Genomic DNA, 25,121 nt, shown 5'->3' with positions numbered 1-25,121 from the left:
CTCCGTGCCGATGCAGCCTGACACCCGGACAAGCCCGGGTGCGCAGGCGGCCGTGCAACGGCGCAACCTGCTGGACCTGGACCGGGCCGGGCTGGAGCGTTTCTTCGTCGAGGAACTGGGCGAGAAGCGCTTCCGCGCCGCGCAGGTGATGAAGTGGCTGCACCATCGCCACGCCACCTCGTTCGAAGAGATGACCGACCTCGGCAAGGCGTTGCGCGCCAAGCTGGAGGATCGCGCCGAGATCGTGGTGCCCAATACCCTGTTCGACAAGGGCTCCGCCGACGGCACGCACAAGTGGCTGCTGGGCATGGATGGCGGCAACGCCATCGAAACCGTCTACATCCCGGACAAGGGCCGCGGCACGCTTTGCGTGTCCTCGCAGGTCGGTTGCGCGCTCAACTGCTCCTTCTGCTCCACCGCCACCCAGGGCTTCAACCGCAACCTGTCGGCGGCCGAGATCATCGGCCAGGTCTGGGTCGCGGCACGCGAGCTGGGCAATGTGCCGCACCGCCAGCGCCGCGTCACCAACGTGGTGATGATGGGCATGGGCGAGCCGCTCATGAACTTCGACAACGTGGTCACCGCGATGAGCGTGATGCGCGACGACCTCGGCTATGGCCTGGCCAACAAGCGGGTGACGCTGTCGACCGCGGGCCTGGTGCCGATGATCGATCGCCTGGCCGAAGCCAGCGACGTTTCGCTCGCGGTGTCGCTGCATGCGCCGTTCGACGAGTTGCGCAACGAGCTGGTGCCGCTCAACCGCAAATACGACATCGCCACGTTGATGGACGCCTGCGTGCGTTACGCGCTGCGCAAGAAGGGCGAGTCGGTGACCTTCGAATACACCCTGATGCAGGGCGTCAACGATCAGCCCGAGCATGCGCGCGCGCTGGCCGGGTTGATGCGCGAGTTCGATCGCCGGGTGCAGATGAAGGACGCGGCCAAGGTCAATCTGATCCCGTTCAACCCGTTCCCCGGCACGCGCTACACGCGTTCGCCGGATGCCGACATCCGTGCTTTCCAGAAGGTGCTGAACAATGCCGGCCTGGTCGCACCGTTGCGACGCACCCGTGGTGATGACATCGATGCCGCCTGCGGCCAGCTCAAGGGCCAGGTGCTCGACCGCACCCGGCGCCAGGCCGAACATGCACGCCGCCTTGCGGCCAGCGGGAGGCGACATGACGCCTGAACGCATCCTCACCCTGGGCTTGGCGCTGTTGTTGCTGGCCACGCTGCCGGCGTGCAACCGGCTGACCTTCGTCAAGCCGAACATGAAGAAGACGCGCGTCGAACAGGTGCGGCGTCCGGTGATCGCGCGCGACGGTCCGGAAGTCAAGGCGCGTGCGGACGCCGCCGAGGACATCCGCCTGGCCAGTGCCGCGCTGGCGGTGGATGATCTGGCCACCACGGAAAAGCACGCACGCGCCGCCCTGCGCAAGTCTTCCGCGTCGGTGGATGCACACACCCTGCTGGCGGTGGTGGCGAGCCGGCGCGGGCGCAGCGATGAGGCCGGTGGCCTGTTCAAGAAGGCCGCGGAACTGTCCGGCGGCGGCGCGGCGGAAACCGGCAATTACGGGGCCTGGCTGTGTGCCAACGGCGATGCGGCCGGTTCGCTCGAGTACTTCGATTACGCGCAGGCAGGCCTGGGTGGCCAGGCGCGGGCCGATGCGTTGGCCAATGCCGGTGCCTGCGCGCTGCGTGCCAACCAGCCCGAGCGCGGCGAACGCTACCTGCGTCAGGCGATTGCGCTCGACGCGCAGAACCCGCTGGCGCTGGAAACCCTGGCCGGCTTGATGCTGCGCAAGGGGCAGGCGATGGAGGCGCGTGCCTTCGTCGAGCGTCGCCTGGCAGCGGCACGGCCCAGCGCCGAAGCTTTGTCGATCGCGTCACAGGTCGAAGCCCGCCTCGGTGACAACCAGGCGGCGCAACGCTACCGTCAGCGCCTGGCGACGGAGTTCCCGAATCACGCTTCCCCGAGTTCCAGCCCATGAGCGAAAACAGCCTTTCGACGGCGGTCGAGAACCAGTCAAGCTGCGGCCAGCGCCTGGCCGAAGCGCGAACCCGGGCCGGGATGAGTCTGGAGCAGGCCGCCGCGCGCTCGCATCTGCCGATCCGCGCGCTGCAGGCGCTGGAATCGGGCGAGTGGGATCGGCTTGGCGCGCCGGTGTTCGTGCGTGGTCAGGTGCGCACCTATGCGCGCTTGCTTGAACTCGACCCCGAACCGCTGCTGGCGCATGCGCAACTGCCGCCCGCACAGCCGGTGCAGCTGATCAGCCATGAGCACAGCTCTGCCTGGGAGCGTTTCTTCAACCAGCTTGGCAGCAAGGTGGTGTATGCGGTGATGACGCTTGGCCTTGCCATCCCGGTGTACATGGTGGCGACCCGCTCGCTGGTGCCGGACACCGTGGTGGCCAACCTGGATGAGGTCGAGGCCACCAGCACCGGTGCACCGCCGGTGAGCGAGCGTCGCGAGGCGGTGGCCGCTTCAATGGCGGCTTTGCCACGCCAGCCGGCGGCACCGGTCGCGGCGCCGCTGGTGTTCCGCTTCGAGGGTGAGAGCTGGGTTCAGTTCTTCGACCGCGATGGCGAGCTGCTGGAGCAGGGCCTGATCAAACCCGGTGAAGTGCGCGAGTTCGCCGCCGGGCGCCTTGGGCGCGCGGTGGTCGGCAATGCCGCGGCGGTGCATGTTTCACGCGCCGGCCAGGCCATGGACATGAGTCCGTGGGCGAAGTCGAACGTGGCCCGCTTTGCGGTATCCTCTGACGGCTCCCCGGCGGTGGAATCCCGTTGATGCGGGTGCCGCCGGCCCATGTGCCGGCACCTGTCCCGATGCCGCAGCGCGGCCCCTCCCGATGCCGCGATCGCGCGGCCCTGAATTGCATTTCCCATGGATGAGCTTCTCAACGAACACGAACAGGGCGAACGCGTCCGTTCCTGGCTGCAGAAAAACGCACTTGGCCTGATCGGTGGCCTGGGCCTCGGCTTCGCCCTGATCTGGGGCTGGGGGCAGTGGCAGGAGCACCGCTTGCACGGCCGGGACGCCGAAGCCGCGCGTTACCACGAGTTCGAGGCGGTGCTGGCCGAGCCCGGCAACCTGGAGCAGGCCGCGAAGCTGCTGGCGGGCGATCTTGCCAAGACGCCCTATGCGGCGATGGGCGCGCTGGAGTTGGCGCGCGCGCAGGTCGATGCCGGCGACGAAGCCGCCGCGCTTGCCACCCTGGAAGGCGCCAACAGCAAGGATCCCGCGCTGGCCGCGGTGCTGCGCCAGCGCCGCGCCGAGTTGCTGGTTTCCCTCGATCGCGCGGCCGATGCGGTGCAACTGATCGGCGACGCCGAAGATGCCGCTTCACTCGAAACGCTGGGCGATGCCCAATTGCGCCTGGGCAAGCCCGGGGAAGCGAGTGACGCCTACCGCCAGGCCCTGCGTCTGCTGGAAGAAGGTTCACCTGCGCGTCAAGTGGTGGAAATCAAGCTGGCGGATGCGGGTGGGCAGGCCGGCTCGCCCTGATCGTGCCCGTTGCCACCCCCGCACCCCTTAACCCAAGGAACTCACCAATGCGTCAACACCGTCCCATCCTCCGCATGCTCGGCATCGCTGCCTGCGTGCTTGCACTGGCTGGTTGCAGCACGGTCAAGGGCTGGTTCACCAGCAAGAAGACGGCCGAAACCAAGCCCGCGGCGCTGGTCGAGTTCAGCCCCACGGTGCAGGCGCAGCGGGTATGGAGTGTCAATCTGGGCAAGGGCGAGGGCCGCAGTGGTGCACGCCAGCACCCGGTGGTGGTGGATGGTCGGGTGTATGCCGCGGCCGCAGGTGCCACGGTGCGTGCGATCGACCTCGCCAGCGGGCAGACACTGTGGAGCTGGAGCGGCGATAAAAACGCGCGCTACGCCGGTGGCCCCGGTGCCGGAGACGGCCTCGTCGTGGTCGGTGACCTCGATGGTGAAGTGGTCGCGCTGGATGCCGACAGCGGCAGCGAGCGCTGGCGCGCGCGGGTGCAGAACGAAGTCATCGCCGCGCCGGCGGTGGGCGGCGGGCTGGTGTTCGTGCGTTCCAACGATGGCCGGGTGACTGCCTTCGATGCCGCCAGCGGCCAGCCGCGCTGGACCTGGCAGGCGGACATGCCGGCACTGACCGTGCGCGGCAATTCGGCGATGACGCTCGGCCCGGGCTATCTGTTCCTCGGCACCGATGGCGGCAAGGCGGTCGCGTTGTCTGCCAACGAAGGTGCCGAGCTGTGGGAGTTCACCGTGGCGCAGGCCGAAGGCCGCAGCGAACTGGATCGCATGAACGATGTCGATGGCGCGCCCCTGCTGAACGACGCCACGCTGTACGCCTCCAGCTTCAAGGGTCAGACCATGGCCTTCGAAGCGCCGACCGGACGGCCGTTGTGGGCGCAGATGCAGGGCGGTGGCGGTGGCCTCGGCCTTGGCCATGGTCGCCTTGCGCTGACCGATGCCCAGGACGTGGTGTGGGCGCTGGATGCGCAATCCGGTGCGCCGATGTGGAAGCAGCCTTCCTATCCGCGCCGCCAACTGACCGCACCCGCGGTGCAGGGCAGCCACGTGGTGGTGGGCGATGCCGAGGGCTATCTGCACTGGTTCAGCCTCGAGGACGGGCGCATGAGCGCACGCAGCCGCGCCGGGCGCAAGCCGATCCGCGCGCAGCCGGTGACCGCCGGCGATCTGGTGCTGGTGCAGGACATCGAGGGCGGACTGAGCGCCTGGCGCCTGGGGCAATGACGCCATGTTGCCGACCGTCGCGCTGGTGGGACGGCCGAATGTCGGCAAGTCCACGCTGTTCAATGCCCTGACGCGCAGCCGCGACGCGCTGGTACACGACCAGCCCGGCGTCACCCGCGACCGCCAGTACGGCGTCTGCCGCCTGCATGAAGGGCAGCCTTTCGTGCTGGTGGACACCGGTGGCATCGCCGGCGATGAAGCCGGCCTGGCCGGCGCCACCGCGCGGCAGGCGCGCGCCGCCGCCGCCGAGGCGGATCTGGTGGTGTTCGTGGTCGATGGCCGCGAAGGGCCCTCGGCACTGGATGACGAAATCCTCGCCTGGCTGCGCAAGTCCGGGCGCCCGGTGCTGCTGGCGGTGAACAAGACCGACGGCATCGACAGCCGTCAGGCGCTGGGCGAGTTCGCCCGTTACGGATTCGCCGACATGGTGCCGACCGCCGCCGCGCACCGTTCCGGCGTCGAGGAACTGGTCGAGGAAATCCTGCCACGCCTGCCGCAGGCAGGGCAGGCCGAGGATCCGGATGACGATCCGCAGCGCATCCGCATCGCTTTCATTGGTCGGCCCAACGTCGGCAAGTCGACCCTGGTCAACCGCATCCTCGGCGAGGAACGCATGATCGCCTCCGATGTGCCCGGCACCACGCGCGACTCGATCGCGGTGGATCTGGAGCGCGACGGACGCAAGTACCGGCTGATCGATACCGCCGGTCTGCGCCGCCGCTCGCGGGTGGACGAGGCGGTGGAAAAGTTCTCCGCAGTGAAGACACTGCAGGCGATCGAGCAGTGCCAGGTCGCGGTGCTGATGCTCGATGCCAGCGAGGGCGTGACCGACCAGGATGCCAGCGTGCTCGGCGCGATCCTCGATGCCGGGCGCGCCCTGGTGATCGCGGTCAACAAATGGGATGGCCTCAGCCAGTACCAGCGCGAGCAGGCCGAGGCGCTGCTCGCCCGCAAGCTCGGTTTCGTCGACTGGGCCGAGGCGGTGCGCATTTCCGCGCTGCACGGCTCCGGTCTGCGCGAACTGTTCCGTGCGGTGCATCGCGCGCATGCTTCGGCCAATCGCGAGTTCGGTACCAGCGAGGTCACCCGGGCGATGGAAGCGGCGGTCGAGGCCAACCCGCCCCCGAGCGTGCGTGGCCATTCGCCCAAGCTGCGCTTTGCCCATCCCGGCGGCAGCAATCCACCGACCTTCATCGTGCACGGCAACCGCCTGCGCACGCTGCCCGACAGTTACCGGCGCTATCTGGAAAACTTCTTCCGCAAGCGTTTCAAGCTGGTCGGCACGCCGGTGCGTTTCGTGTTCAAGGAAGGCGAGAACCCGTACAAGGATCGCAAGAACCCGCTGAGCGAACGCCAGCGCGCACGCAAGCGCCGTCTGCTGCGCCACGTCAAGCGCAAGGATTGAGGATGCAGCCGCGCCGCATCAGTCCACGACAGGCCTGGCAGCGCGTATGCGAAGGCGCCCGGCTGATCGATATCCGCGACGCGAGCGAACGCGCCGCCGGCATGCCGCAGGGCGCACGCGCATTGGCGCAGGACGAGCTGCTCGAAGACGCCGGCGCACACCTGCCGCGTGAAGGCGAGTTACTGATCCTGTGCCAGCGTGGCGTGCGTTCGCTGGCGTTGGCACAGCGGCTGCTGGAGCAGGGGTACGTCGATGTCGCCAGCGTCGAGGGCGGCGCGCAGGCGTGGGCCGATGCCGATCTGCCCATGGAAGAATCGACATTGCCGGCGGATTTCCTCGATCGCTATTCGCGCCAGATGCGCCTGCCCGATGTCGGCATCGAGGGCCAGCAGCGCCTCGCCGCAGCGCGGGTGATGCTGGTCGGTGCCGGAGGGTTGGGCTCGCCTGCGGCGTTCTATCTCGCCGCGGCCGGAGTCGGCCAGCTGCGCGTGGTGGATGACGACAGCGTCGAGCGCAGCAATCTGCACCGGCAGATCCTGCACACCGATGCGGCGATCGGGCAGGCCAAGGTGGCCTCGGCGCGGGAACGCCTGTTGGCGCTCAACCCGCAGATTCGGATCGAAGCGGTGCAGCAGCGCATCGAGCAGGACAATATCGATGCGTTGCTGGCCGATGCCGACGTGGTGATCGATGGCGCTGACAACTTCCGCGTGCGCCACCTCGCCAACGATGCCTGCCTGCGCCTGCGCAAACCGCTGGTTTATGGTGCGGTCGAGCGCTTTCGTGGCCAGGCCAGCGTGTTCGATGCCGGCCGCCAGCCTGGCGTCTCGCCCTGTTACCGCTGCCTGTTCCCGGAGGCGCCGGTGGACGCCCCCAATTGCGCCGAAGCCGGCGTGCTGGGCGTGGTGCCGGGCATCATCGGCCTGATCCAGGCCACCGAAGCGATCAAGCTGATTCTCGACATCGGCGAGTCGCTGGTCGGACGCCTGCTGCAGTTCGACGCCCTCGCCATGCGCTGGCGCGAAGCGCGGCTGCATGCCGATCCGGACTGCCCCGCCTGCGGCAGCGCGGCACGTCGCTGAGCCGGCAGCCGCACCTTCACCAGCGAATCATGGGGCCGGGCGCATAGTCGAGCCTCCGTACCGGAAGCCCGCCGATGAGTTATTTCGAAGGCTTCGTCAGCGCCGTCGTCGGTGACGACAAGGCGGCGTACCTGCAACATGCACGCCAAGCGTTGCAGCTGGTGAGGCAGCACGGCGTCGTGCGCATGGTGGAAAACTGGGAAGACGAGATCGCCGACGGCTCGCGCACGGATTTCCGTCGTGCGGTGCAGGCCAGGCCGGATGAGCGCATCGTGCTCGGCTGGTTCGAGTATCCCGACCGTGCGGCACGTGATGCGGCCAATCGCGCGCTGGCGGATGACCCGCAGATGCGCGCGCTGGGGGAATCGATGCCATTCGACGGCCAGCGCATGATCTTCGGCGGTTTCGCCGCGATCCTCGACGTGGGCGATGGCACGGCGGAGGCCGGTTATGTCGACGGCATGGTGCTGCCGGTGCCGCAGGACAACCGCGCGGCCTACCTCGACCTTGCGAAGAAAACCGCGGACACGTTCGCGGCAGCGGGCGCCTTGCGCGTGGTCGAGACCTGGTCCGATGACGTGCCGGAGGGCCGCGTCACCGACTTCCGTCGCGCCGTACTGGCCGAGCCCGGGGAAGCGGTGGTGTTCTCGTTCATCCAGTGGCCGGACAAGGCCACCCGCGACGATGCCTGGCAGGCGCTGATGGCCGACCCCGAGACGGAGGCAAACGAGATGCCGTTCGACGGGCGGCGCATGTTCTGGGGTGGTTTCCGCCCGTTGCTCGAAGGCTGAGCCACGGCGCGCAGGCGATGACTGCGCCCCGCGGGGGCATGAGCCTTGGTTCAGCGCAGGAACTCGCTCAATGCCGCATGCCAGACCGGGTGTTCGGAAACGCTGTCATGGTCGCTGCCCGGCACGGTGACCTCGGTCAGCTGCGCCTTCGGCAGCGCGTGCAGCAAGGCGTCGGTGCTGGCGGCTGGCACCACGTGATCGTGCTCGGCGCGGATCACCAGAATCGGCATGCGCGCGTCGTGCAACCAGCCGGCGCTGTCGTAATCCTCGCGCAGCAGCCAGCGCACCGGCAGCCAGGGCATGTGCAGGCGGGCAAGGTGGCGCATGCGGTCATACGGCGTGACCAGCACCAGGCGGTCGATCGGGCGCTGGCTGGCCACATGCGCGGCGATGCCGCTGCCCAGACTGCGCCCGACCACGCTGATGCGCTGGCCCGGATGGCGTCGCGCCACCTCGTCATGCAGGGCCAGGGCGTCGGCCAGCAAGGCATCGCGCGCCGGCTCGCCATCGCTGGCGCCATAGCCGCGATAGGCCGGCAAGTACAATGGCCGCGTGCCGCAGCACACCGCGAACGCGTGGCGCGCATGCTGCACCGATTCGGCATTGCCGCCGAAATACAGGATCGGGTCGCGCGCATGTGTGCGCAGCTGCCAGCCGCGCAGCACCGCATCGGGCCGCTGCAGGGCGAAATCGGTCTGCTCCGTCGGCACCCGTGTGTGCTGCGGGAAATACAGCAGTTGCCGCTGGCGCAGGAACATCCAGGTGCAGGCGAGGGCGTACAGGGCCGCGAGCACGGCGAGTGCGACGAGGATGAAGCGCGCGGTCGCTGGCACGGCAGGATGCCCCATGTGGTCTGGCCCCGGCAGGGGATCGGTGATAATAGCGCGGTGTTTTCGCCACCGGCCCCGAGCCCATGAGCCACGCCCGCATCCTTGACGGCAAACGCATCGCCGATGAAGCCCTGCTGGAAATGAAAGCCGAGGTCGATGCCCGTGTCGCCGCCGGCAAGCCACGTCCGGGGCTGGCGGTGATCCTGGTCGGCGATGATCCGGCCTCGCAGTCCTACGTGCGCAACAAGCGCCGCGCTGCCGGCATCGTCGGCATCCGCACCCTCGATTACAACCTCGACAGCACCACCGAAGCCGACCTGCTTGCGCTGATCGACCAGCTCAACGCCGACCCCGAGGTGGACGGCATCCTGGTGCAGCTGCCGTTGCCGGGCATCCCGGATGCTTCGCGGCTGATCGAGCGCATCGACCCGCGCAAGGACGTCGACGGCTTCCATCCGCAGAACGTCGGCCACCTGGCGCTGCGCCAGTTCGGTCTGCGCCCGTGCACCCCGCGCGGGATCATGCACCTGCTCAAGGCGACCGGCGAGCCGATCCGCGGCGCCAACGCCACCATCGTCGGCGTCTCCAACCATGTCGGCCGGCCGATGGCGATGGAACTGCTGATCGCCGGTTGCACGGTGACCTGCTGCCACCGCTTCACCCCGCCCGAAGTGCTGGAAGCCTCGGTGCGCAACGCCGACATCCTGGTGGTCGCGGTCGGCAAGCCGGCGCTGGTGCCGGGCGAGTGGGTCAAGCCCGGCGCGGTGGTGATCGATGTCGGCATCAACCGCACCGATGATGGGCGTCTGGTCGGCGATGTCGGCTTCGACGCCGCGGTCGAACGCGCCGGCTGGATCACCCCGGTGCCCGGTGGCGTCGGGCCGATGACCGTGGCCACGCTGATGCGCAACACGCTGGAAGCGGCCGAACTCGGCGACGCGGACTGAGCCCGCGCCCGGCACGAATCACCCACCGGGGCCGCTTGCAGGCAGCGCTTTGCGGTAGAATGACGCGCTTCCCAATGCCGCCGGACACACCATGCTCCGCATCCTGGCCGAAGCGCTCACCTACGACGACGTCTCGCTGGTTCCCGCCCATTCCACGGTGCTGCCCAACGAGGTTTCGCTGGCCAGCAAGCTGACCAATTCCCTGAAGTTGAACCTGCCGCTGGTATCCGCGGCGATGGACACGGTGACCGATGCGCGCCTCGCGATCGCCATGGCCCAGCTCGGCGGCATCGGCATCCTGCACAAGAACATGAGCTGGCAGGACCAGGCCGACAGCGTGCGTCAGGTCAAGAACTTCGAATCCGGCATCATCCGCGAGCCGTTCACCGTTACCCCCGATACCACCATCGGCGAGGTGCTCAAGCTGACCCGTGCGCGCAACATCTCCGGCGTGCCGGTGGTGGATCGCGACGGGCAGCTGGTCGGCATCGTCACCAGCCGCGACATGCGCTTCGAGAAGAAGCTCGACGATCCGGTCTACAACATCATGACGCGCAAGGAAAAGCTGGTCACGGTGAAGGAAGACGCCAGCGACGAAGAAGTGATGGCGCTGCTGCACAAGCACCGCATCGAGAAGGTGCTGGTGGTCAACGATGACTTCGCGCTGCGCGGGCTGATCACGGTGAAGGACATCCAGAAGAAGCTGGACAATCCGAACGCCGCCTACGATGTGGACGAGCAGTTGCTGGTCGGCGCCGCAGTCGGCGTCGGTGGCGACACCGAGCAGCGCATCGAGGCGCTGGTGGCGGCGGAAGTGGACGCGATCATCGTCGATACCGCGCACGGCCATTCGCAGGGCGTGATCGAACGCGTGGCCTGGGCCAAGAAGCGTTACCCGAAGCTGCAGGTGATCGGCGGCAACATCGTCACCGCCGAAGCGGCGCTGGCGCTGCTCGATGCCGGCGCGGATGCGGTCAAGGTCGGCGTCGGCCCCGGCTCGATCTGCACCACGCGCGTGGTGGCCGGCGTCGGCGTGCCGCAGATCACCGCGATCTCGATGGTGGCCGAGGCGCTGCAGGACCGCATCCCGCTGATCGCCGATGGCGGCATTCGCTATTCCGGTGACCTCGGCAAGGCCCTCGCCGCCGGCGCGTCCACGATCATGATCGGCGGCCTGTTCGCCGGTACCGAGGAAAGTCCCGGCGAATACGAGCTGTACCAGGGCCGCAGCTACAAGAGCTATCGCGGCATGGGTTCGCTCGGTGCGATGGAGAAGGGCAGCAAGGACCGTTACTTCCAGGACAGCGCCGAGGCCGACAAGCTGGTGCCCGAAGGCATCGAAGGCCGCGTGCCGTACCGTGGTCCGCTGGCCGGGGTGGTGCACCAGCTGGCCGGTGGCCTGCGCGCCACCATGGGCTATGTCGGCTGCGCCACCGTGGAAGAAATGCGCCGCAAGCCGCAGATGGTCAAGGTCACCGGTGCCGGCATGCGCGAATCGCACGTGCACGACGTGCAGATCACCAAGGAACCGCCGAACTACCGCGCCGGCTGAACCGCCTGCCGCCACGCGCGGCGCGTTGCCCCGCCATCGCGGATCCGGCGCCGGGTCCGCGGCCTTTCCGGAACCCCGACATGTCCCAGCCGATCGACATCCATCGCGACAGGATCCTGATCCTCGATTACGGCGCGCAGTACACCCAGCTGATCGCGCGCCGCATCCGCGAGATCGGCGTGTATTGCGAAATCTGGGCCTGGGATCATGACCCGGACGACATCGCCGCGTTCGCGCCGAAGGGCATCGTGCTTTCCGGTGGCCCCGAGTCCACGCTGGCGGCGAACTGCCCTAGCATCCCGCAGCAGGTGTTCGATGCCGGCGTGCCGCTGCTCGGCATCTGCTACGGCATGCAGGCGCTGGCGCGCCAGTTGGGCGGTGCCACCGAGGCCGGCAACCAGCGCGAGTTCGGCCATGCCGAGCTGGAACTGGTGGGTGAGGATCGCCTGCTCTCGGTGCTGCGCAGCGTGCCCGATGGCGCCAATGTGTGGATGAGCCATGGCGACCATGTCGCGCAGGCGCCGCCCGGCTTTGCCGTCACCGCGCGCACCGAGCGTCTGGACATCGCCGCCTTCGCCGACGAGACGCGCCGCATCTGGGGCGTGCAGTTCCATCCGGAAGTCACCCATACCCGCGGTGGCGAGGCGCTGCTGCGCCAGTTCGTCACCGACATCTGCGAATGCCGCACGCTGTGGACGCCGGCACAGATCATCGAGGACCAGATCGCCCGCGTGCGCGAGACGGTCGGCAGCGACCATGTCATCCTCGGCCTGTCCGGTGGCGTCGATTCCTCGGTGGTGGCGGCCCTGCTGCACCGCGCCATCGGCGAGCAGCTGACCTGCGTGTTCGTCGATACCGGCCTGCTGCGCTGGCAGGAAGGCGACCAGGTGATGGCCACCTTCGCCGAACACCTCGGCGTCAAGGTGATCCGCGTGGATGCCGCCGAACGTTATTTCCAGGCACTGGCCGGCGTCACCGATCCCGAGGCCAAGCGCAAGATCATCGGCAACCTGTTCGTCGAAATCTTCGATGAAGAATCGGCCAGGCTGGACAACGCCAAGTGGCTGGCGCAGGGCACCATCTACCCGGACGTGATCGAATCGGCCGGCAGTGGCACCGGCAAGGCGCATGTGATCAAGAGCCACCACAACGTCGGCGGCCTGCCCGAGGACATGAAGCTGGGCCTGGTCGAGCCCTTGCGCGAACTGTTCAAGGACGAAGTGCGCCGGCTCGGCGTGGAGCTTGGCCTGCCGCGCGAAATGGTTTACCGCCACCCGTTCCCCGGCCCGGGCCTGGGCGTGCGCATCCTCGGCGAGGTCAAGCGCGAATACGCCGAACTGCTGGCGCAGGCCGACCACATCTACATCGACGAGCTGCGCAAGGCCGGCCTGTACGACAAGACCAGCCAGGCCTTTGCCGTGTTCCTGCCGGTGAAGTCGGTCGGCGTGGTCGGCGACGCCCGCGCCTACGAATGGGTCATCGCCCTGCGCGCGGTGGAAACCATCGACTTCATGACCGCGCACTGGGCGCATCTGCCGTACGACTTTCTCGGCAAGGTCTCCAACCGCATCATCAATGAACTGCGCGGCGTCTCGCGCGTGGTCTACGACATCAGCGGAAAACCCCCGGCGACGATCGAGTGGGAATGAGGCGCTGACCGGCGCGCGTCGTCCGATCACGTCGCGGACCGAGGCGCGATCGCGCGCGGCTATGCAGTGGCCCGTTTTCCAGTTCGCGCGTGCTGCGTGCCGAATTCCACGGTCATGCGCATCGGAAGATGCATGTGGAGCCGGAACGCAAGGCGACGGTGCCGGCCGTACCCGCATCGGCGAGCGTCGCAAGCAGGAAGCCGCACGCAGCCGGGCTGTTCGAACATTACAATCGAATGGGCGCACGACGTGTCGCTGGCGCCAAGCGCTCAAGTCGGAATCGTGCGGAAGCGAGTTTCACTATCAACCTCGGGGGAGGGGGCTCTGATGGAGCAGCAGCAAATGGAGTACGTCGGCTTCTGGCCACGGGTGGTCGCCAGCGTGGTGGACGCGCTATTGATGGGGATCATCATCTACCCGCCGCTCACCTTGATCTACGGTGCGGACTATTGGAGCAGCAACGCATTGGTTCATGGTCCGGCCGACTTCCTGCTCAGTTGGGTCCTGCCTGCCATCGCAGTGGTGTGGTTCTGGGTCGCCAAGGGCGCGACGCCGGGCAAGATGGTGATCGGCGCGCGCATCGTGGACGCGGCGACAGGCAAGGACATCTCGCTCGGCAAAGCGGCAGCCCGCTATCTGGGTTATTTCCCGAGTGCGATCGTCTTGTTCCTCGGATGCATCTGGGTCGGTTTCGATGCGCGGAAACAAGGCTGGCACGACCATATCGCCGGCACCGTGGTGATTCGCAACAAGAACCGTGGTCCGCAGCCGGTCCGATTCGAAGGCTGAACCGCGACCCGTACCGGGTTCACTGTACGGACGGTTGCCCAGTCACCCGCACGGGCCGGACATGGCGAGTTGATCCATGGGTCCGCGCTGCCTGCACCCGTACGCAGGCAGCCGTTCACCTCGCCGCTTCGCGCAGGCGCTGCAGTTCGTCGCGCACGCGCGCGGCGTCCTCGAATTCGAGGTCGCGGGCGTGGCGATACATGGCGTCTTCCAGTTCCCTGATCTTCGCCGCCTGCTGCTGCGGGCTCATGCGGCGGTAGTCCTCGGCGGCATCGGCCACGCGTCGGCTGCCGCCGCGTCCGCGGCCGGCACGGGCTTCGGCGGCATCCTCGCGTGCGCCTTCCATGATGTCGGCGATTTCGCGCACCACCGATTGCGGGGTGATGCCGTGCTCGGCATTGTGCTCGAGCTGCTTCTCGCGGCGACGCCCGGTTTCGTCCAGCGCCGCCTGCATCGAGCGGGTGATGCGGTCGGCATACAGGATCGCCTTGCCGCGCACGTTGCGCGCGGCGCGGCCGATGGTCTGGATCAGCGAGCCGGTGGAGCGCAGGAAGCCCTCCTTGTCGGCATCGAGGATCGCCACCAGCGAGACTTCCGGCATGTCCAGCCCCTCGCGCAGCAGGTTGATGCCGACCAGCACGTCGAACTTGCCCAGACGCAGGTCGCGGATGATCTCGACCCGCTCCACGGTGTCGATGTCCGAGTGCAGATAGCGCACGCGCACGTCGTGCTCGGCGAGGTATTCGGTGAGGTTCTCGGCCATGCGCTTGGTCAGCGTGGTGACCAGCACGCGGTCGCCCATCGCCACGCGCTCGTGGATCTCGGAGAGCAGGTCATCGACCTGGGTTGCCACCGGGCGGATTTCCACCGGCGGGTCGACGAGGCCGGTCGGGCGCACCACCAGTTCCACCACCTGGTGTTCGGTCTTGTCCAGCTCGTAAGGGCCGGGCGTGGCGGAGACGAAGATGGTGCGCGGCGAGCGTTCCTCCCATTCCTCGAAGCGCAGCGGGCGGTTGTCCAGTGCCGAGGGCAGGCGGAAGCCGAACTCGACCAGGGTTTCCTTGCGCGCGCGGTCGCCGCGGTACATCGCGCCGATCTGCGGCACGGTGACGTGTGATTCATCGACCACCAGCAGCGCGTCGCCGGGCAGGTAATCGAACAGCGTCGGCGGCGGCTCGCCCGGTTCGCGCCGGGTGAGGTGGCGGGAATAGTTCTCGATGCCGGTGCAGAAGCCCACTTCGGCCATCATTTCCAGGTCGAAGCGGGTGCGTTGCTGCAGGCGCTGCGCCTCGACCAGCTTGTTCTGCGCGTACAGATACTCCAGTCGTTCGGCGAGCTCCACCTTGATGCTTTCGATCGCGTTGAGCACGCTCTCGCGGGTGCTGGCGTAATGCGTCTTCGGATAGACGGTGTAGCGCGGGATGCGTCGCTGCACTTCGCCGGTCAGCGGGTCGAACAGGGCGAGTTGCTCGATCTCGCCATCGAACAGCTCGATGCGCAGGGCTTCGCTTTCGGATTCGGCGGGGTGCACGTCGATCACCTCGCCGCGCACGCGATAGCTGCCGCGGCGCAGTTCGACGTCGTTGCGCACATACTGCAGTTCGGTCAGGTGGCGGATCAGCTCGCGCTGGCCGATGCGTTCGCCACGCGCCAGGATCAGGCGCAGCTTCAGATAATCCTCGGGATCGCCGAGGCCGTAGATCGCGGACACGGTGGCGACGATGATCGCGTCGCGCCGCGAGAGCAGGGCCTTGGTCGCCGACAGCCGCATCTGCTCGATGTGTTCATTGGTCGAGCTGTCCTTCTCGATGTAGGTGTCCGAGGAGGGCACGTAGGCTTCGGGCTGGTAGTAGTCGTAATAGCTGACGAAATATTCCACCGCGTTGTGCGGGAAGAAGCTCTTGAATTCGCCATACAACTGCGCCGCCAGCGTCTTGTTGTGCGCCATGACCAGGGTCGGGCGCTGCACCTGTTCGATCACGTTGGCGATGGTGAAGGTCTTGCCCGAACCGGTGACACCGAGCAGGGTCTGGTGGGCGAGGCCGTCCTCGAAGCCGGCCACCAGCTGGCGGATCGCCTGCGGCTGGTCGCCGGCCGGTGCGTAGGGCGAAACGAGGCGGAAGCCGGCATCGGAATCGTGGTCACGCATCCGCACAATGATACGGATACCGGCGCCGCGGCGATGAACCCGCGGTGGCTGCGCTTGTGTTGCATGCCGGCCTCGGCAGGCGCGCGGGCGTAGTCGGGCGAAATCCGCTGCGGCTTTTCAGGGTTTTCCGATGTCCGGCTGCGGCTGCGGCCGATGCCCGTCAACGCTTGCGGCAGGCAGGCTGTCGGCAACCCTCAATGGAGTGCGGCCATGGCCAGGTTCATCCCTCGCTGCTCCGGTTTCACCTTGGTGGAAGCCTGCATCAGCCTCGCCGTGCTCGCACTGATCACGGGCATCGGCCTGCCCGGATTCCAGCAGCTGCTCGCAGCCAACCGGGTGCGCGCGGCCAGCCACGAACTCAGCGCCGGCTTTGCCTCGGCGCGGCTGGCTGCGGTCAGCCGCAACATCGCGGTGGTGGCCTGTCCGGGCGACGGGCTGCGCTGCCAGGACGACAGCGACTGGAGTCGCGGCTGGATGGTGTTCCATGACCCGGACCGCGACCTGCAGCCGAATCGGCTCGAAGACATCCTCAGCGTGCACCAGCCGCGCAGCGACCGCCTGCGCGTGGTCAGCAGCCAGGGCCGCCGGCAGTTGCGTTATCTGCCTAGCGGGCGCAGTCATGGCAGCAACCTGACCGTGAGCATCTGTGAAGGCGGGCGCCTGCATGCGCGGGTGATCGTCAACAACGTCGGCCGCGTGCGCAGCGAACAGGTCCGGCCGGCGCGGGATTGCCCGGCATGAGGCATGCCGTCAGGTCGCCGTGTGCTGATGGGAGCGCACGGCGGGTTGCGACGTGATGTGGTGATCTGGTGATGCGGCTCGAATGCGGAAGTGGCTGCCTGCATCGGCCACCGCGGCCGATGCCAACGGGCAGGGTGGGGTTGAATGCCAATGGCTGCCGAGCGTTGGAAACCGCTCATTGCAAGCCGCCGGGCCTTGTCCCGCCGTACAGTCAGGGGTCCATCCGCCAGCGGGCACTGGGTGGCGCCTTGGGAGCGCTGCAATGGCCCCTTTCCGCTTGACCCTGTCCGGTGGCGCCACTAAGATGTGCGGCCACCCCGCCCGAATAGCTCAGCTGGTTAGAGCACTTGACTGTTAATCAGGGGGTCGTTGGTTCGAGTCCAACTTCGGGCGCCATTTTTCAAGGGGTTGCAGCGGTTTCGCTCCCCCGGGCTGTCTACTATTCCGGCTCCTGTGCACTATTTTCCGGATTCACGACGTGGGCCTGTCGGCCCTTCGGCGTGTCTGCGTGAGCGCCGCTCAACGCACGTAGGGCAGGTACAGGATCGGTGCCGGGCTGAATTCACCGCTGGCGAAGATGCCGTGTCCGCCATGTGACCAGGCCACGGCCTCGGGTTGCGGCAGCAGGTGCAGGCGCACCACCAGTGGCGGGCTGGCCAGGGCACGTGGCCAATCGAGTTCCGCATCGCGGCGGTACACCAGCAGGTTGTCATAGGTCAGCACGGCGATCGCATCGCGTTCCGGTGCGATGTCGGCGGCGGTGACCTGGCTGCGCAGGCGTGCCATTTGCGGATTGTCACGACGCTCCGCGGCACTGGCCTGGGGGACGCCGACGAGGGTGCCGGCAAGGCGCGCGGTCAGCGTGCGCGGGGCGTCCGCGCGCGGGCGCAGCGGCAGAATGAACAACTGCGGCGGCTGGCGCTTCTTGCTGATCAGCAGGATTTCGTCGCGCACGGCATCCACGGCCACCGCCTCGCAGTCGCGAGCGCCATCCGGCCAGCGGAATTCGATGCTGCGCTCGGGCCGCAGCACGCCACCGGCCCCAACATCCTCCGGTTCGCGCAGGAAATGCAGGTGCAGGGTCTTGCGGATGCCGCCGTTGTCACCGGTATCGGCGATCAACAGCCACGGCTCGCCGTCCAGCTCGAAGCTGGCGATATCCTCCCAATCCTGGTTGATGGCACCTTCGATGTCGAAGGTGCCAAGCACGCGCCCGCGCCGGCTGAGCGCGTACAGGCGCGCGGGATTGCCGCTGTCCTGGATCGCCCAGAGCAGGTCCGGCGCCCGCCGTGAAGCGGCGATGCCGCTGATTTCGTCCAGTTCCTGGTCGGTCACCAGCCCGGCGATCTGCACGTCCGGCAGTTCCGGCGGCTGTCCGCAGCCGGCCAGCACGAGCAGGCACGTCAGGACGGCGAGCAACAGGCGGGGGGCGGGGCCGGGCATGCGCAAAGGATGACAGATCATGCCCAGCGCATACACTGGTCGCTTTCTCCCGCCGAGAGCCATGATTCAGGCATGACCACACTGGGCACCCCGCTTTCCCCGCACGCGATGCGCGTGCTGCTGCTTGGCTCGGGCGAGCTGGGCAAGGAAGTCGCCATCGAACTGCAACGCTTCGGCGTCGAGGTGATCGCCGCCGACCGCTATGCCGATGCACCGGCGATGCAGGTCGCGCACCGCTCGCATGTGCTGGACATGCTCGATGGCGCGGCCTTGCGCGCATTGATCGAGGCCGAGAAGCCGCATCTGGTGGTGCCCGAGATCGAGGCGATCCACACCCCGACCCTGGTCGAACTGGAGCGCGATGCCGGCTTGCGGGTGGTGCCGACCGCGCGTGCGGCGTGGCTGACCATGGACCGCGAGGGCATCCGCCGGCTTGCCGCAGAGGAGCTGGCTGTCCCGACCTCGCCTTACCGTTTCGTCGACGAATACCAGGACTACCGCGCCGCGGTGCGGGACATCGGCTTTCCGTGCGTGGTCAAGCCGGTGATGTCCTCGTCGGGCAAGGGCCAGTCGCTGCTGCGTGGCGAGGACGACATCGATCCGGCCTGGAACTACGCGCAAACCGGTGGCCGTGCGGGCAAGGGGCGGGTGATCGTCGAGGGGTTCATCGATTTCGATTACGAGATCACCCTGCTGACCGTGCGTCATGCCGGCGGCATCGCCTTCTGTGCGCCGATCGGGCATACCCAGGAAGACGGTGACTACCGCGAGAGCTGGCAACCGCAGCCGATGTCGCCGACCGCGTTGGCGCGTGCGCAGGAGATGGCGGCCAAGGTCGCCGACAACCTCGGTGGCTGGGGCGTGTTCGGCATGGAATTCTTCGTCAAGGGCGACCAGGTCTGGTTTTCCGAGGTCAGTCCGCGACCGCACGATACCGGTCTGGTCACCCTGGTGTCGCAGGATCTGTCCGAGTTCGCCCTGCATGCGCGTGCAATCCTCGGCCTGCCGCTGGGCGAGGACGAGCAGGGACGGATTGCCAACCGGGCGCCTTCGGCCTCCTGCGCGGTGCTGGCGCGCGGCGAGGGTGTGCCGGTGTTCGATGATGTCGCCGCCGCGCTGCAAGGCCGGGATGTCGCACTGCGTCTGTTCGGCAAGCCGCGCGTGGCCGGCACGCGTCGCGTCGCGGTCACCCTTGCACGTGCAGACTCGGTGGATGCCGCACGACAGGCAGCAACGGCTGCCGCGGCGGCACTTGGCATCCGCCTGCAGGAGGAATGAGTGATGAGTCAGGAAATCGGCGACACGCAGGACGACGGGCACGAGGAGGCACAGGCGTCGGCCGATTGGCGCGGACGTCCCGGTGCGGGTGCCGAAGTCAAGCAGACCCTGCAGCCGCCGGCGCCGATCGAACCACGTGCGGCGCCGGAAGCGGCGCCTGAAGCCGAGGCTGCCGTGGCGCCGGCTGCGCTGCCGGCCACTCGCGTCATGCCCAACAGCGGCTATGCGGTGTTCTTCTTCCCGCAGGCGATCGAAGCATTGGGCGCCGTGGTCACGCCGTACCTGGTACTCGACAACGGCGAGCCGCATCTGCTTTGCCGCGAGGTCGATACCGCTGGCGCGTTCATCGAGCTGACGCTGGCGGTGGAGGGCGAGGACGGCGTGCCGCAGCAGGTCGATCTGATGGTGCCGGCCAACATGGTGCGGCTGATCGCCTCGGTGCGCACCGACGGCGTGTTCGGCTTCGCACGCAGGACGGGTGGCAACCTGGCGTATTGATATCCGGCCTGTCCGGTCCGGTCACCGTCCCAGCACGTCCACCCACACCGCATGATGGTCGCTGCCATCGGCATGGCGTGCCGCCTCGCTGCCGGGAGCCGGCCAGTACACGCCGGCCTCGCGCACGCGCAGCGAACGTGATGGCAGCACGTAGTCGATGCGCAGGGTGCCCACGCGCGGGCCGAAGTCACCGGTATGGGTGGACGGGTCACCGCTGCGCGGCAAGCCGTAGCTCCGCGCCCGTGCGCGGCCACCCGCGGCACGCGGGATCGGCTCGGCGCGGATACGCGGATGCTCGAGCAGCTGCCGGATCGCCCCCGGCTGCGAATCCCCATCCAGCGGGTCGGCATTGAGGTCGCCGGCGATCACGAACGCGGCGCCATCGGGCAGGCCGCCGCAGCGACCGTCGTCATCGCACAGCCATGGCACCTCGGCAGCGGAAACGTATTCGGCCCACAGCCGGATTTCGTCCGCATTGCGCGCACCGTTGCGGTCTTCCGGGCCATCGAAGGTGGGCGGCGTCGGGTGTGAAACGAGGAAGTGGATCTCGCCCTGCGGCGTGCGTACCGGCACGTCCCAATGCGATTTGGACGAAAGCCGCAGTTGCTTCCAGACCACGTCGGGATAAAACGCTTGTCCGCTGAGCGGATCGCGCGGCATGCGCGCATCCGGCATCGACGCCCATTTGAACAGGCGGAAACTGCGCACCCGCGCACGGTCCAGCGGATAGCGCGACAGCACCAGCATGCCGTACTGGCCCGGGTGCAGGCCATAGCCCCAGGCATCATTGCCGTATGCGCGGCCGCTGCCCCCAACACGGCCATCGCCGTCCAGATCCAGGCCGCTGGCGACGCCGGTATTGACCTCGGCGAAGTAACGATACGGGTAGTGCAGCGGGGTGCCGCCGTACTGCGAAACACCGAGGTAGTCGCGCTGGAACAGATCGGCGGCATGGCCTTCGGGGTCGTAGTCGAACTCGTTGAGCAGCAGCACGTCGGCGCGCACCCGCTGCAGCACCGCGGCCACCTTGCGCGCGTCCTCGTCACCCGCAGCCAGGCGCCGGGCAAGGCCGCCGGCCTCGTCGCTGTACAGCGAGACGTTGTAGCTGGCGAAGCGCACGGGTGGCAGCGAATCGTGGATCACCCGCTGCATGGGGCCGGGTAAGCGTTCGAGCGCCTGCGGGTCGGGCTCCCCCTGCACGTTGACGCGCACGCAGGCTGCGGTGGCGAGCAGCAGACCGAGCAGGGCCGGCAAGCGCAACATCAAGCTCATCAGCGTGGATCCAGCAATTGCCAGGAGTGGCCATCGTAGCCCTGCAAGGGTTGCAGGCGCCGCTTGTAGTCCATCTTGGGATGGCCGGCGATCCAGTAACCCAGATACAGGTGGCGTCGACCTTCGCGCTGCGCCCAGGCGATCTGTTGCAGCAGCGCGAACACGCCGAGGCCGCGTTCGGCATGCTGCGGGTCATAAAAGGTGTACACCGCCGACAGCGCGTCCGGCACAAGGTCGGTGACCGCCAGCGCCAGCAGCGGGCCGCATTCGCCGGCGTGTTTGCGACGGATTTCGAGGAAGCGGGTATCCGACCAGTCGCCGGAGAGAAACTGGTCGAATTGCGTCGGGCCGTGATCGTCCATGCCACCGCCGGCATGGCGTCCGCGCAGGTAGCGCCGATACAGCTCGAATTGCTCGTCGGTACGCCGCGCCGGCAGCACACGCGCGACCAGGTCGGTGTTGCGCTTGAGGTTGCGGCGCTGACTGCGTGTGGGGTGGAACTCCCGTACTGGCAGGCGCACCGGCATGCATTGGCGGCAGCCGTGGCAATGCGGCCGGTACAGCAGATCGCCGGAGCGGCGGAAGCCCAGTTCCAGCATGCGTGGATAGGCCGCCGCCAGACGCGGGTCACCCGGCTCCAGCACCAGATCGCGTGCCACCCGTTGCGGCCAATAGCCACAGGCGTGGTCGGTGGTGTGGAACAGGCGGATATCCGGGGATGTCCGCGTGTGCGAAGCCGCGCTCATGTCGCCAGCATATCGCCGTGCGGTCGCAGCTGGCGAGACCGCACGCAAGCTGAACACGCCGTGGACAGCGTCAACCCGACCGCGCAGTGGGCGTTGATGGACATGTCACTTCCACGGCCACAAGGCCGACTCCCAAGGAGATCACCATGCGCATCAAGCCGCTCCATCTCGCCCTTGCCACCGGCCTTGCCGCTGTGGCCGGCATCGCCATCGCCGCACCGCAGGCGGCGCAGACCGACGCCGGCACGCCGCGCCCGATGCTGCGTGCGGATACCAACAATGACGGCTTCATCGACCGCAACGAGGCCGCTGGCCACCCGATGCTGTTGCAGCGCTTCGACCAGCTCGATGCGAACAAGGATGGCCGTCTGTCCGCCGATGAATTGCGCGCCATGCGCGGTACAGGGATGCGTGGCCCCGGCAAGGCTGCCGGCATGGGCATGCGTGGCGACTACAGCCAGCTCGATACCGACAAGGATGGCCGCATCAGCCGTGCCGAAGCCGCACAGCGGCCGCAATTCGCCGCACGCTTCGATCAGCTCGACGTGAACAAGGACGGCTACATCGATGCCAAGGATCGCGAGCTGCGCATGCAGGCGCGCCAGACGCAGATGTTCGAGGCCATGGACAGCAACAAGGATGGCCAGATTTCGCGCGCCGAGTTCGATGCCTTCCATGCCAAGCGGGCCGCGGATCGCCGGCAGGGCATGAGGCAACGCGGCGGGGCCGGTGGTCCGCCGGTCAAATAAGTCTCGAATCGATCGTTTGTCGGGGGTTGCCCCGCGGTGCACGGCATCGCGGGGCTCTTTTTTGTCTGCTGCTCAGCCTGCCGGCCCTTCGACATGCCAGTCGAAGCCCTCGCGCCGCACCTGCAGGTCCTGTTCGTGTTCGGCCACGTCGACCTGCAACCGTACCCGTGCCTGACCGCTGCCGGAGCCATCGGTGCGGTAATCACCGGCGTCGATGCGTGCCGGCGGGCTGTCCGCGGCCGAGCAGTCCGTTGGCGGGAGGATGCGCGGCGCCTGCTCGAGCTGCGCCAGTGCGGCCAGCACGGTGTCACCGGGTGCGGCGCCATCGACGCGCAGGCAGGCCTCGTGCACGCCATGTTCGGCGGCGATGCGTGCAGCCAGCAGGGCGGCCAGTGCCGAGGGCATGTCGGCGCGGTAGATGGTCGGCGCGGGAACGGTGTCGGCGGCCGTCGGAAGCGTGGCGCGGCGCAGCGGCGATGGCGCCTCGCGCGGTGTCGGGCGCAACACCATCGCCGCGATCAGTGCGCCGATCCCCACCAGCAACAGCACGCGCACGCGCCCGGGGCCGCTGCCGCGACGTGGCGATGGCTGTGCGGAGGGACGCAGGTGCATCGGCAGATAGCTGTCGCCGGCGGCGGGCCGTTCGCTGTCGATCAGCCCGGCCTCGCGCAGCAGTCGGCGCGCCTCGGGCAGGTCGTCGGCATGCACCACCCAGACCGAAGGCCGCGACGACGCGTCCGCCGTGCCCTGGCTGTAGCTGACGTTGCGCCGGTAGCCTCCCTTGTACGAGCGCCCGTTGCGCAACACGGTTTCGATGCCGGCCTCGGCCAGCATCCGCGACACACCCTCGGCGTTCTCGAGTCGGGCGCTGGAAAACACCAGGCGCATCAGGCGTCGTCCTGCTTGACGCGGATCATGCCTTCCTGTGCGCTGGATGCCACCAGGCGGCCGGCGAGGTCGAAGATCTGCCCGCGCGCCAGGCCGCGCGATTCCTGCGCACTGGGGCTGTCGATCGAATACAGCAGCCATTCGTCGGCGCGGAACGGACGATGGAACCACAGCGCATGATCGAGCGAAGCCATCTGCACGCCGGGCTGGTAATAGCTGATGCCATGCGGGAAGTTGGCGGTGCCGAGCAGGTGGAAGTCACTGGCATAGGCGAGCAGCGCGCGATGCAGTTCCGGTGCATCGCCGACCTTGTCCGCGAGGCGGAACCAGACCTGCTGGAACGGCGGGCGCTTGGGCGGGTTGAGTTCGTCGCGCGGATAGACATGGCGAAATTCGAACGGGCCGGTGCGGTCCAGCCAGCGCTGGATCTTGATCGGCAGATGTTCGAGCACCGCCTCGGGCACCGGCTCGGCAGGGGCGAGGTCTTCGGGACGCGGCACTTCCGGCATCGACAGTTGATGCGTGGCGCCGGCCTCATGGCGGTGGAACGAGGCCGCGGCGAAGAAGATCACCTGACCATGCTGGATCGCGGTCACCCGGCGCACCGAGAAGCTGCCGCCATCGCGGGTGCGATCGACCTGGTACACGATCGGCGCATCGATGTCGCCCGCGCGCAGGAAGTAGGCGTGCAGCGAATGCGCTTCGCGCAGCGGCTCGCGGTCGATGGTGGCCTGTGCCGCCGACAGCGCCTGGCCCAGCACCTGGCCGCCGAACACGTACTTGGTGCCGATGTCGCGGCTCTGGCCGCGGAACAGGTTGTTTTCCAGGCGTTCCAGCGCAAGCAGCTGGACCAGTTCGGCGACGGGAGGCGTCATGGTGGCGGTGCAGACGGACGGGCGCTCATTGTATCGGGCCACGGCGGCAAGGCCGTGGCCACGCCCGGGCTTCATGCCGGATCCGGTGGCGTGCCGATGCGCTCCAGGCCGCATGCCGCGAGCACCTGCGGCCACGGGAAGTGCGGCCCCGGGTCGCGCTTGCGGCGCACGCGCACGGCGGGATCGTCGCTGGCGGCGACGTCCTCGCGATCCAGGTCCTCGTGGCCGGCAATCTGCTGCAAGGAGGGGAAGCGGCGGCGCAGATCGGCCAGCAACCGGAGCAGGGCGGCAATCTGCGGCGCGGGGTAGGGCTCGGCCATCGCCTGCCGGCGCGAATCCAGCCAGTCCGGCCAGCGTCCGGTATTGACCAGCTCGATGCCGATCGAATGCGCATTGCAGCCACGCACATGGTGTGCGATGCGGGTTTCCTCGACCCAGCGCTCGCAGTGTCCGTCACGGTCGATGTACCAGTGGCCGCTGTTGCCGGTGCCCGACGCCGCGTACAGCACGCGCTCGCCGAACTCGCGCGCGGTGGCGAGGTCGGGCAATTCGGTGCAGTGGATCACCAGCAGCCGGATATCGCCGGCATCGCGCCGCGCAAGCCGGGGCGCATAGGGCAGCGGACGGTCGTCGAAGGGCAGGCCGGGGGCAGGCATGGACCCATGCTATCGCGGGACGGACATCGGCAGGCGCCTAC

General features: G+C 68.0%; 24 protein-coding genes, 1 tRNA gene and 1 pseudogene. 18 read left to right on the top strand and 8 right to left on the bottom strand.

The features are described from left to right. The first annotated feature begins 10 nt into the window (after nucleotides 1–10). From rlmN to ACW11F_RS04365, 9 genes and pseudogenes are all read left to right on the top strand, one after another. Nucleotides 11–1,189, top strand: a complete 1,179-nt coding sequence (gene rlmN / locus ACW11F_RS04405) for a 23S rRNA (adenine(2503)-C(2))-methyltransferase RlmN (protein WP_456995882.1) — start codon at nucleotides 11–13, stop codon at nucleotides 1,187–1,189. After that, nucleotides 1,179–1,991, top strand: coding sequence for a type IV pilus biogenesis/stability protein PilW (locus ACW11F_RS04400; protein ID WP_456995652.1), 813 nt, complete (start codon nucleotides 1,179–1,181; stop codon nucleotides 1,989–1,991). The genes rlmN and ACW11F_RS04400 overlap by 11 nt, the downstream gene beginning before the upstream one ends. Then, nucleotides 1,988–2,791 (top strand): helix-turn-helix domain-containing protein, encoded by an 804-nt coding sequence (locus tag ACW11F_RS04395; RefSeq protein WP_456995651.1) that lies wholly within the window; start codon nucleotides 1,988–1,990, stop codon nucleotides 2,789–2,791. The genes ACW11F_RS04400 and ACW11F_RS04395 overlap by 4 nt, the downstream gene beginning before the upstream one ends. A gap of 96 nt (nucleotides 2,792–2,887) precedes the next feature. Next, nucleotides 2,888–3,508, top strand: coding sequence for a YfgM family protein (locus tag ACW11F_RS04390; protein WP_456995650.1), 621 nt, complete (start codon nucleotides 2,888–2,890; stop codon nucleotides 3,506–3,508). Nucleotides 3,509–3,555: 47 nt separating this feature from the next. Further along, a complete protein-coding gene (gene bamB, locus ACW11F_RS04385; protein ID WP_456995649.1) occupies nucleotides 3,556–4,740 on the top strand; it encodes an outer membrane protein assembly factor BamB in 1,185 nt (394 codons plus the stop codon). A gap of 4 nt (nucleotides 4,741–4,744) precedes the next feature. After that, nucleotides 4,745–6,145, top strand: coding sequence for a ribosome biogenesis GTPase Der (gene der / locus ACW11F_RS04380; protein WP_456995648.1), 1,401 nt, complete (start codon nucleotides 4,745–4,747; stop codon nucleotides 6,143–6,145). Nucleotides 6,146–6,147: 2 nt separating this feature from the next. Beyond that, a complete protein-coding gene (gene moeB / locus ACW11F_RS04375; RefSeq protein ID WP_456995647.1) occupies nucleotides 6,148–7,227 on the top strand; it encodes a molybdopterin-synthase adenylyltransferase MoeB in 1,080 nt (359 codons plus the stop codon). A 74-nt stretch (nucleotides 7,228–7,301) separates the two neighbouring features. Next, nucleotides 7,302–7,598: pseudogene (locus ACW11F_RS04370) on the top strand (DUF1428 domain-containing protein); the annotation flags it as partial. Nucleotides 7,599–7,616: 18 nt separating this feature from the next. Beyond that, nucleotides 7,617–8,018 (top strand): DUF1428 domain-containing protein, encoded by a 402-nt coding sequence (locus ACW11F_RS04365; protein WP_456995881.1) that lies wholly within the window; start codon nucleotides 7,617–7,619, stop codon nucleotides 8,016–8,018. A gap of 50 nt (nucleotides 8,019–8,068) precedes the next feature. Here the strand turns inward: ACW11F_RS04365 and ACW11F_RS04360 are convergent, their stop codons facing one another. Then, nucleotides 8,069–8,866 carry an alpha/beta hydrolase gene (locus tag ACW11F_RS04360; RefSeq protein WP_456995646.1) on the bottom strand — a complete coding sequence of 266 codons (798 nt, stop codon included), beginning with the start codon at nucleotides 8,864–8,866 and terminating at the stop codon, nucleotides 8,069–8,071. Between the two features lie 65 nt (nucleotides 8,867–8,931). Between ACW11F_RS04360 and folD the strand changes: the two genes are divergently transcribed. The 4 genes from folD (at nucleotide 8,932) to ACW11F_RS04340 (ending at nucleotide 13,785) form a co-directional block, all read left to right on the top strand. Continuing rightward, nucleotides 8,932–9,795: a bifunctional methylenetetrahydrofolate dehydrogenase/methenyltetrahydrofolate cyclohydrolase FolD gene (gene folD / locus ACW11F_RS04355; protein WP_456995645.1), complete on the top strand. Its 864-nt coding sequence runs from the start codon at nucleotides 8,932–8,934 to the stop codon at nucleotides 9,793–9,795. 91 nt (nucleotides 9,796–9,886) lie between these two features. Then, nucleotides 9,887–11,347, top strand: coding sequence for an IMP dehydrogenase (guaB, locus tag ACW11F_RS04350; protein WP_456995644.1), 1,461 nt, complete (start codon nucleotides 9,887–9,889; stop codon nucleotides 11,345–11,347). Between the two features lie 80 nt (nucleotides 11,348–11,427). After that, on the top strand, nucleotides 11,428–12,996 hold the full coding sequence (gene guaA / locus ACW11F_RS04345; protein WP_456995643.1) for a glutamine-hydrolyzing GMP synthase: 1,569 nt from the start codon (nucleotides 11,428–11,430) through the stop codon (nucleotides 12,994–12,996). 327 nt (nucleotides 12,997–13,323) lie between these two features. Further along, nucleotides 13,324–13,785, top strand: coding sequence for an RDD family protein (locus tag ACW11F_RS04340; RefSeq protein ID WP_456995642.1), 462 nt, complete (start codon nucleotides 13,324–13,326; stop codon nucleotides 13,783–13,785). Between the two features lie 115 nt (nucleotides 13,786–13,900). Here ACW11F_RS04340 and uvrB read toward each other — a convergent pair whose 3' ends face one another. Continuing rightward, nucleotides 13,901–15,934: an excinuclease ABC subunit UvrB gene (uvrB, locus tag ACW11F_RS04335; RefSeq protein WP_456995641.1), complete on the bottom strand. Its 2,034-nt coding sequence runs from the start codon at nucleotides 15,932–15,934 to the stop codon at nucleotides 13,901–13,903. 210 nt (nucleotides 15,935–16,144) lie between these two features. On the opposite strand from uvrB, the gene ACW11F_RS04330 reads away from it, so the two are divergent. Together ACW11F_RS04330 and ACW11F_RS04325 are read left to right on the top strand one after the other, a co-directional pair. Continuing rightward, nucleotides 16,145–16,675, top strand: a complete 531-nt coding sequence (locus tag ACW11F_RS04330) for a GspH/FimT family pseudopilin (RefSeq protein WP_456995640.1) — start codon at nucleotides 16,145–16,147, stop codon at nucleotides 16,673–16,675. Nucleotides 16,676–16,994: 319 nt separating this feature from the next. Next, nucleotides 16,995–17,071, top strand: a tRNA-Asn gene (locus tag ACW11F_RS04325). 123 nt (nucleotides 17,072–17,194) lie between these two features. Here the strand turns inward: ACW11F_RS04325 and ACW11F_RS04320 are convergent. Continuing rightward, complete coding sequence (locus ACW11F_RS04320) at nucleotides 17,195–18,118, bottom strand: hypothetical protein (RefSeq protein WP_456995639.1); 924 nt, start codon at nucleotides 18,116–18,118, stop codon at nucleotides 17,195–17,197. 72 nt (nucleotides 18,119–18,190) lie between these two features. Here ACW11F_RS04320 and purT point away from each other — a divergent pair, with 72 nt between their 5' ends. Beyond that, nucleotides 18,191–19,396 (top strand): formate-dependent phosphoribosylglycinamide formyltransferase, encoded by a 1,206-nt coding sequence (gene purT / locus ACW11F_RS04315; protein WP_456995638.1) that lies wholly within the window; start codon nucleotides 18,191–18,193, stop codon nucleotides 19,394–19,396. 3 nt (nucleotides 19,397–19,399) lie between these two features. Further along, a complete protein-coding gene (locus tag ACW11F_RS04310) occupies nucleotides 19,400–19,894 on the top strand; it encodes a hypothetical protein (RefSeq protein WP_456995637.1) in 495 nt (164 codons plus the stop codon). 21 nt (nucleotides 19,895–19,915) lie between these two features. Here ACW11F_RS04310 and ACW11F_RS04305 read toward each other — a convergent pair whose 3' ends face one another. Then, nucleotides 19,916–21,046, bottom strand: a complete 1,131-nt coding sequence (locus tag ACW11F_RS04305; protein ID WP_456995880.1) for an endonuclease/exonuclease/phosphatase family protein — start codon at nucleotides 21,044–21,046, stop codon at nucleotides 19,916–19,918. Between the two features lie 119 nt (nucleotides 21,047–21,165). After that, entirely contained in the window at nucleotides 21,166–21,912 is a 747-nt protein-coding gene (locus tag ACW11F_RS04300) for an arginyltransferase (RefSeq protein ID WP_456995636.1), read from the bottom strand. Nucleotides 21,913–22,058: 146 nt separating this feature from the next. On the opposite strand from ACW11F_RS04300, the gene ACW11F_RS04295 reads away from it, so the two are divergent. Further along, nucleotides 22,059–22,661: an EF-hand domain-containing protein gene (locus ACW11F_RS04295; protein ID WP_456995635.1), complete on the top strand. Its 603-nt coding sequence runs from the start codon at nucleotides 22,059–22,061 to the stop codon at nucleotides 22,659–22,661. Nucleotides 22,662–22,733: 72 nt separating this feature from the next. On the opposite strand, the gene ACW11F_RS04290 is transcribed toward ACW11F_RS04295, so the two are convergent. The 3 genes from ACW11F_RS04290 to ACW11F_RS04280 form a co-directional block, all read right to left on the bottom strand. Beyond that, nucleotides 22,734–23,549: a putative signal transducing protein gene (locus ACW11F_RS04290; RefSeq protein WP_456995634.1), complete on the bottom strand. Its 816-nt coding sequence runs from the start codon at nucleotides 23,547–23,549 to the stop codon at nucleotides 22,734–22,736. Beyond that, nucleotides 23,549–24,424, bottom strand: a complete 876-nt coding sequence (locus ACW11F_RS04285) for an acyl-CoA thioesterase (RefSeq protein ID WP_456995633.1) — start codon at nucleotides 24,422–24,424, stop codon at nucleotides 23,549–23,551. Before ACW11F_RS04285 ends, ACW11F_RS04290 begins: the two co-directional genes overlap by 1 nt. Nucleotides 24,425–24,495: 71 nt before the next feature. After that, nucleotides 24,496–25,080: an N-acetylmuramoyl-L-alanine amidase gene (locus ACW11F_RS04280; protein ID WP_456995632.1), complete on the bottom strand. Its 585-nt coding sequence runs from the start codon at nucleotides 25,078–25,080 to the stop codon at nucleotides 24,496–24,498. Nucleotides 25,081–25,121 lie beyond the last annotated feature (41 nt).

Source organism: Luteimonas sp. e5 (assembly GCF_054031035.1).
Note: the sequence above shows the minus strand (reverse complement) of the source record. Positions and strands in the feature narration are given on the sequence as shown.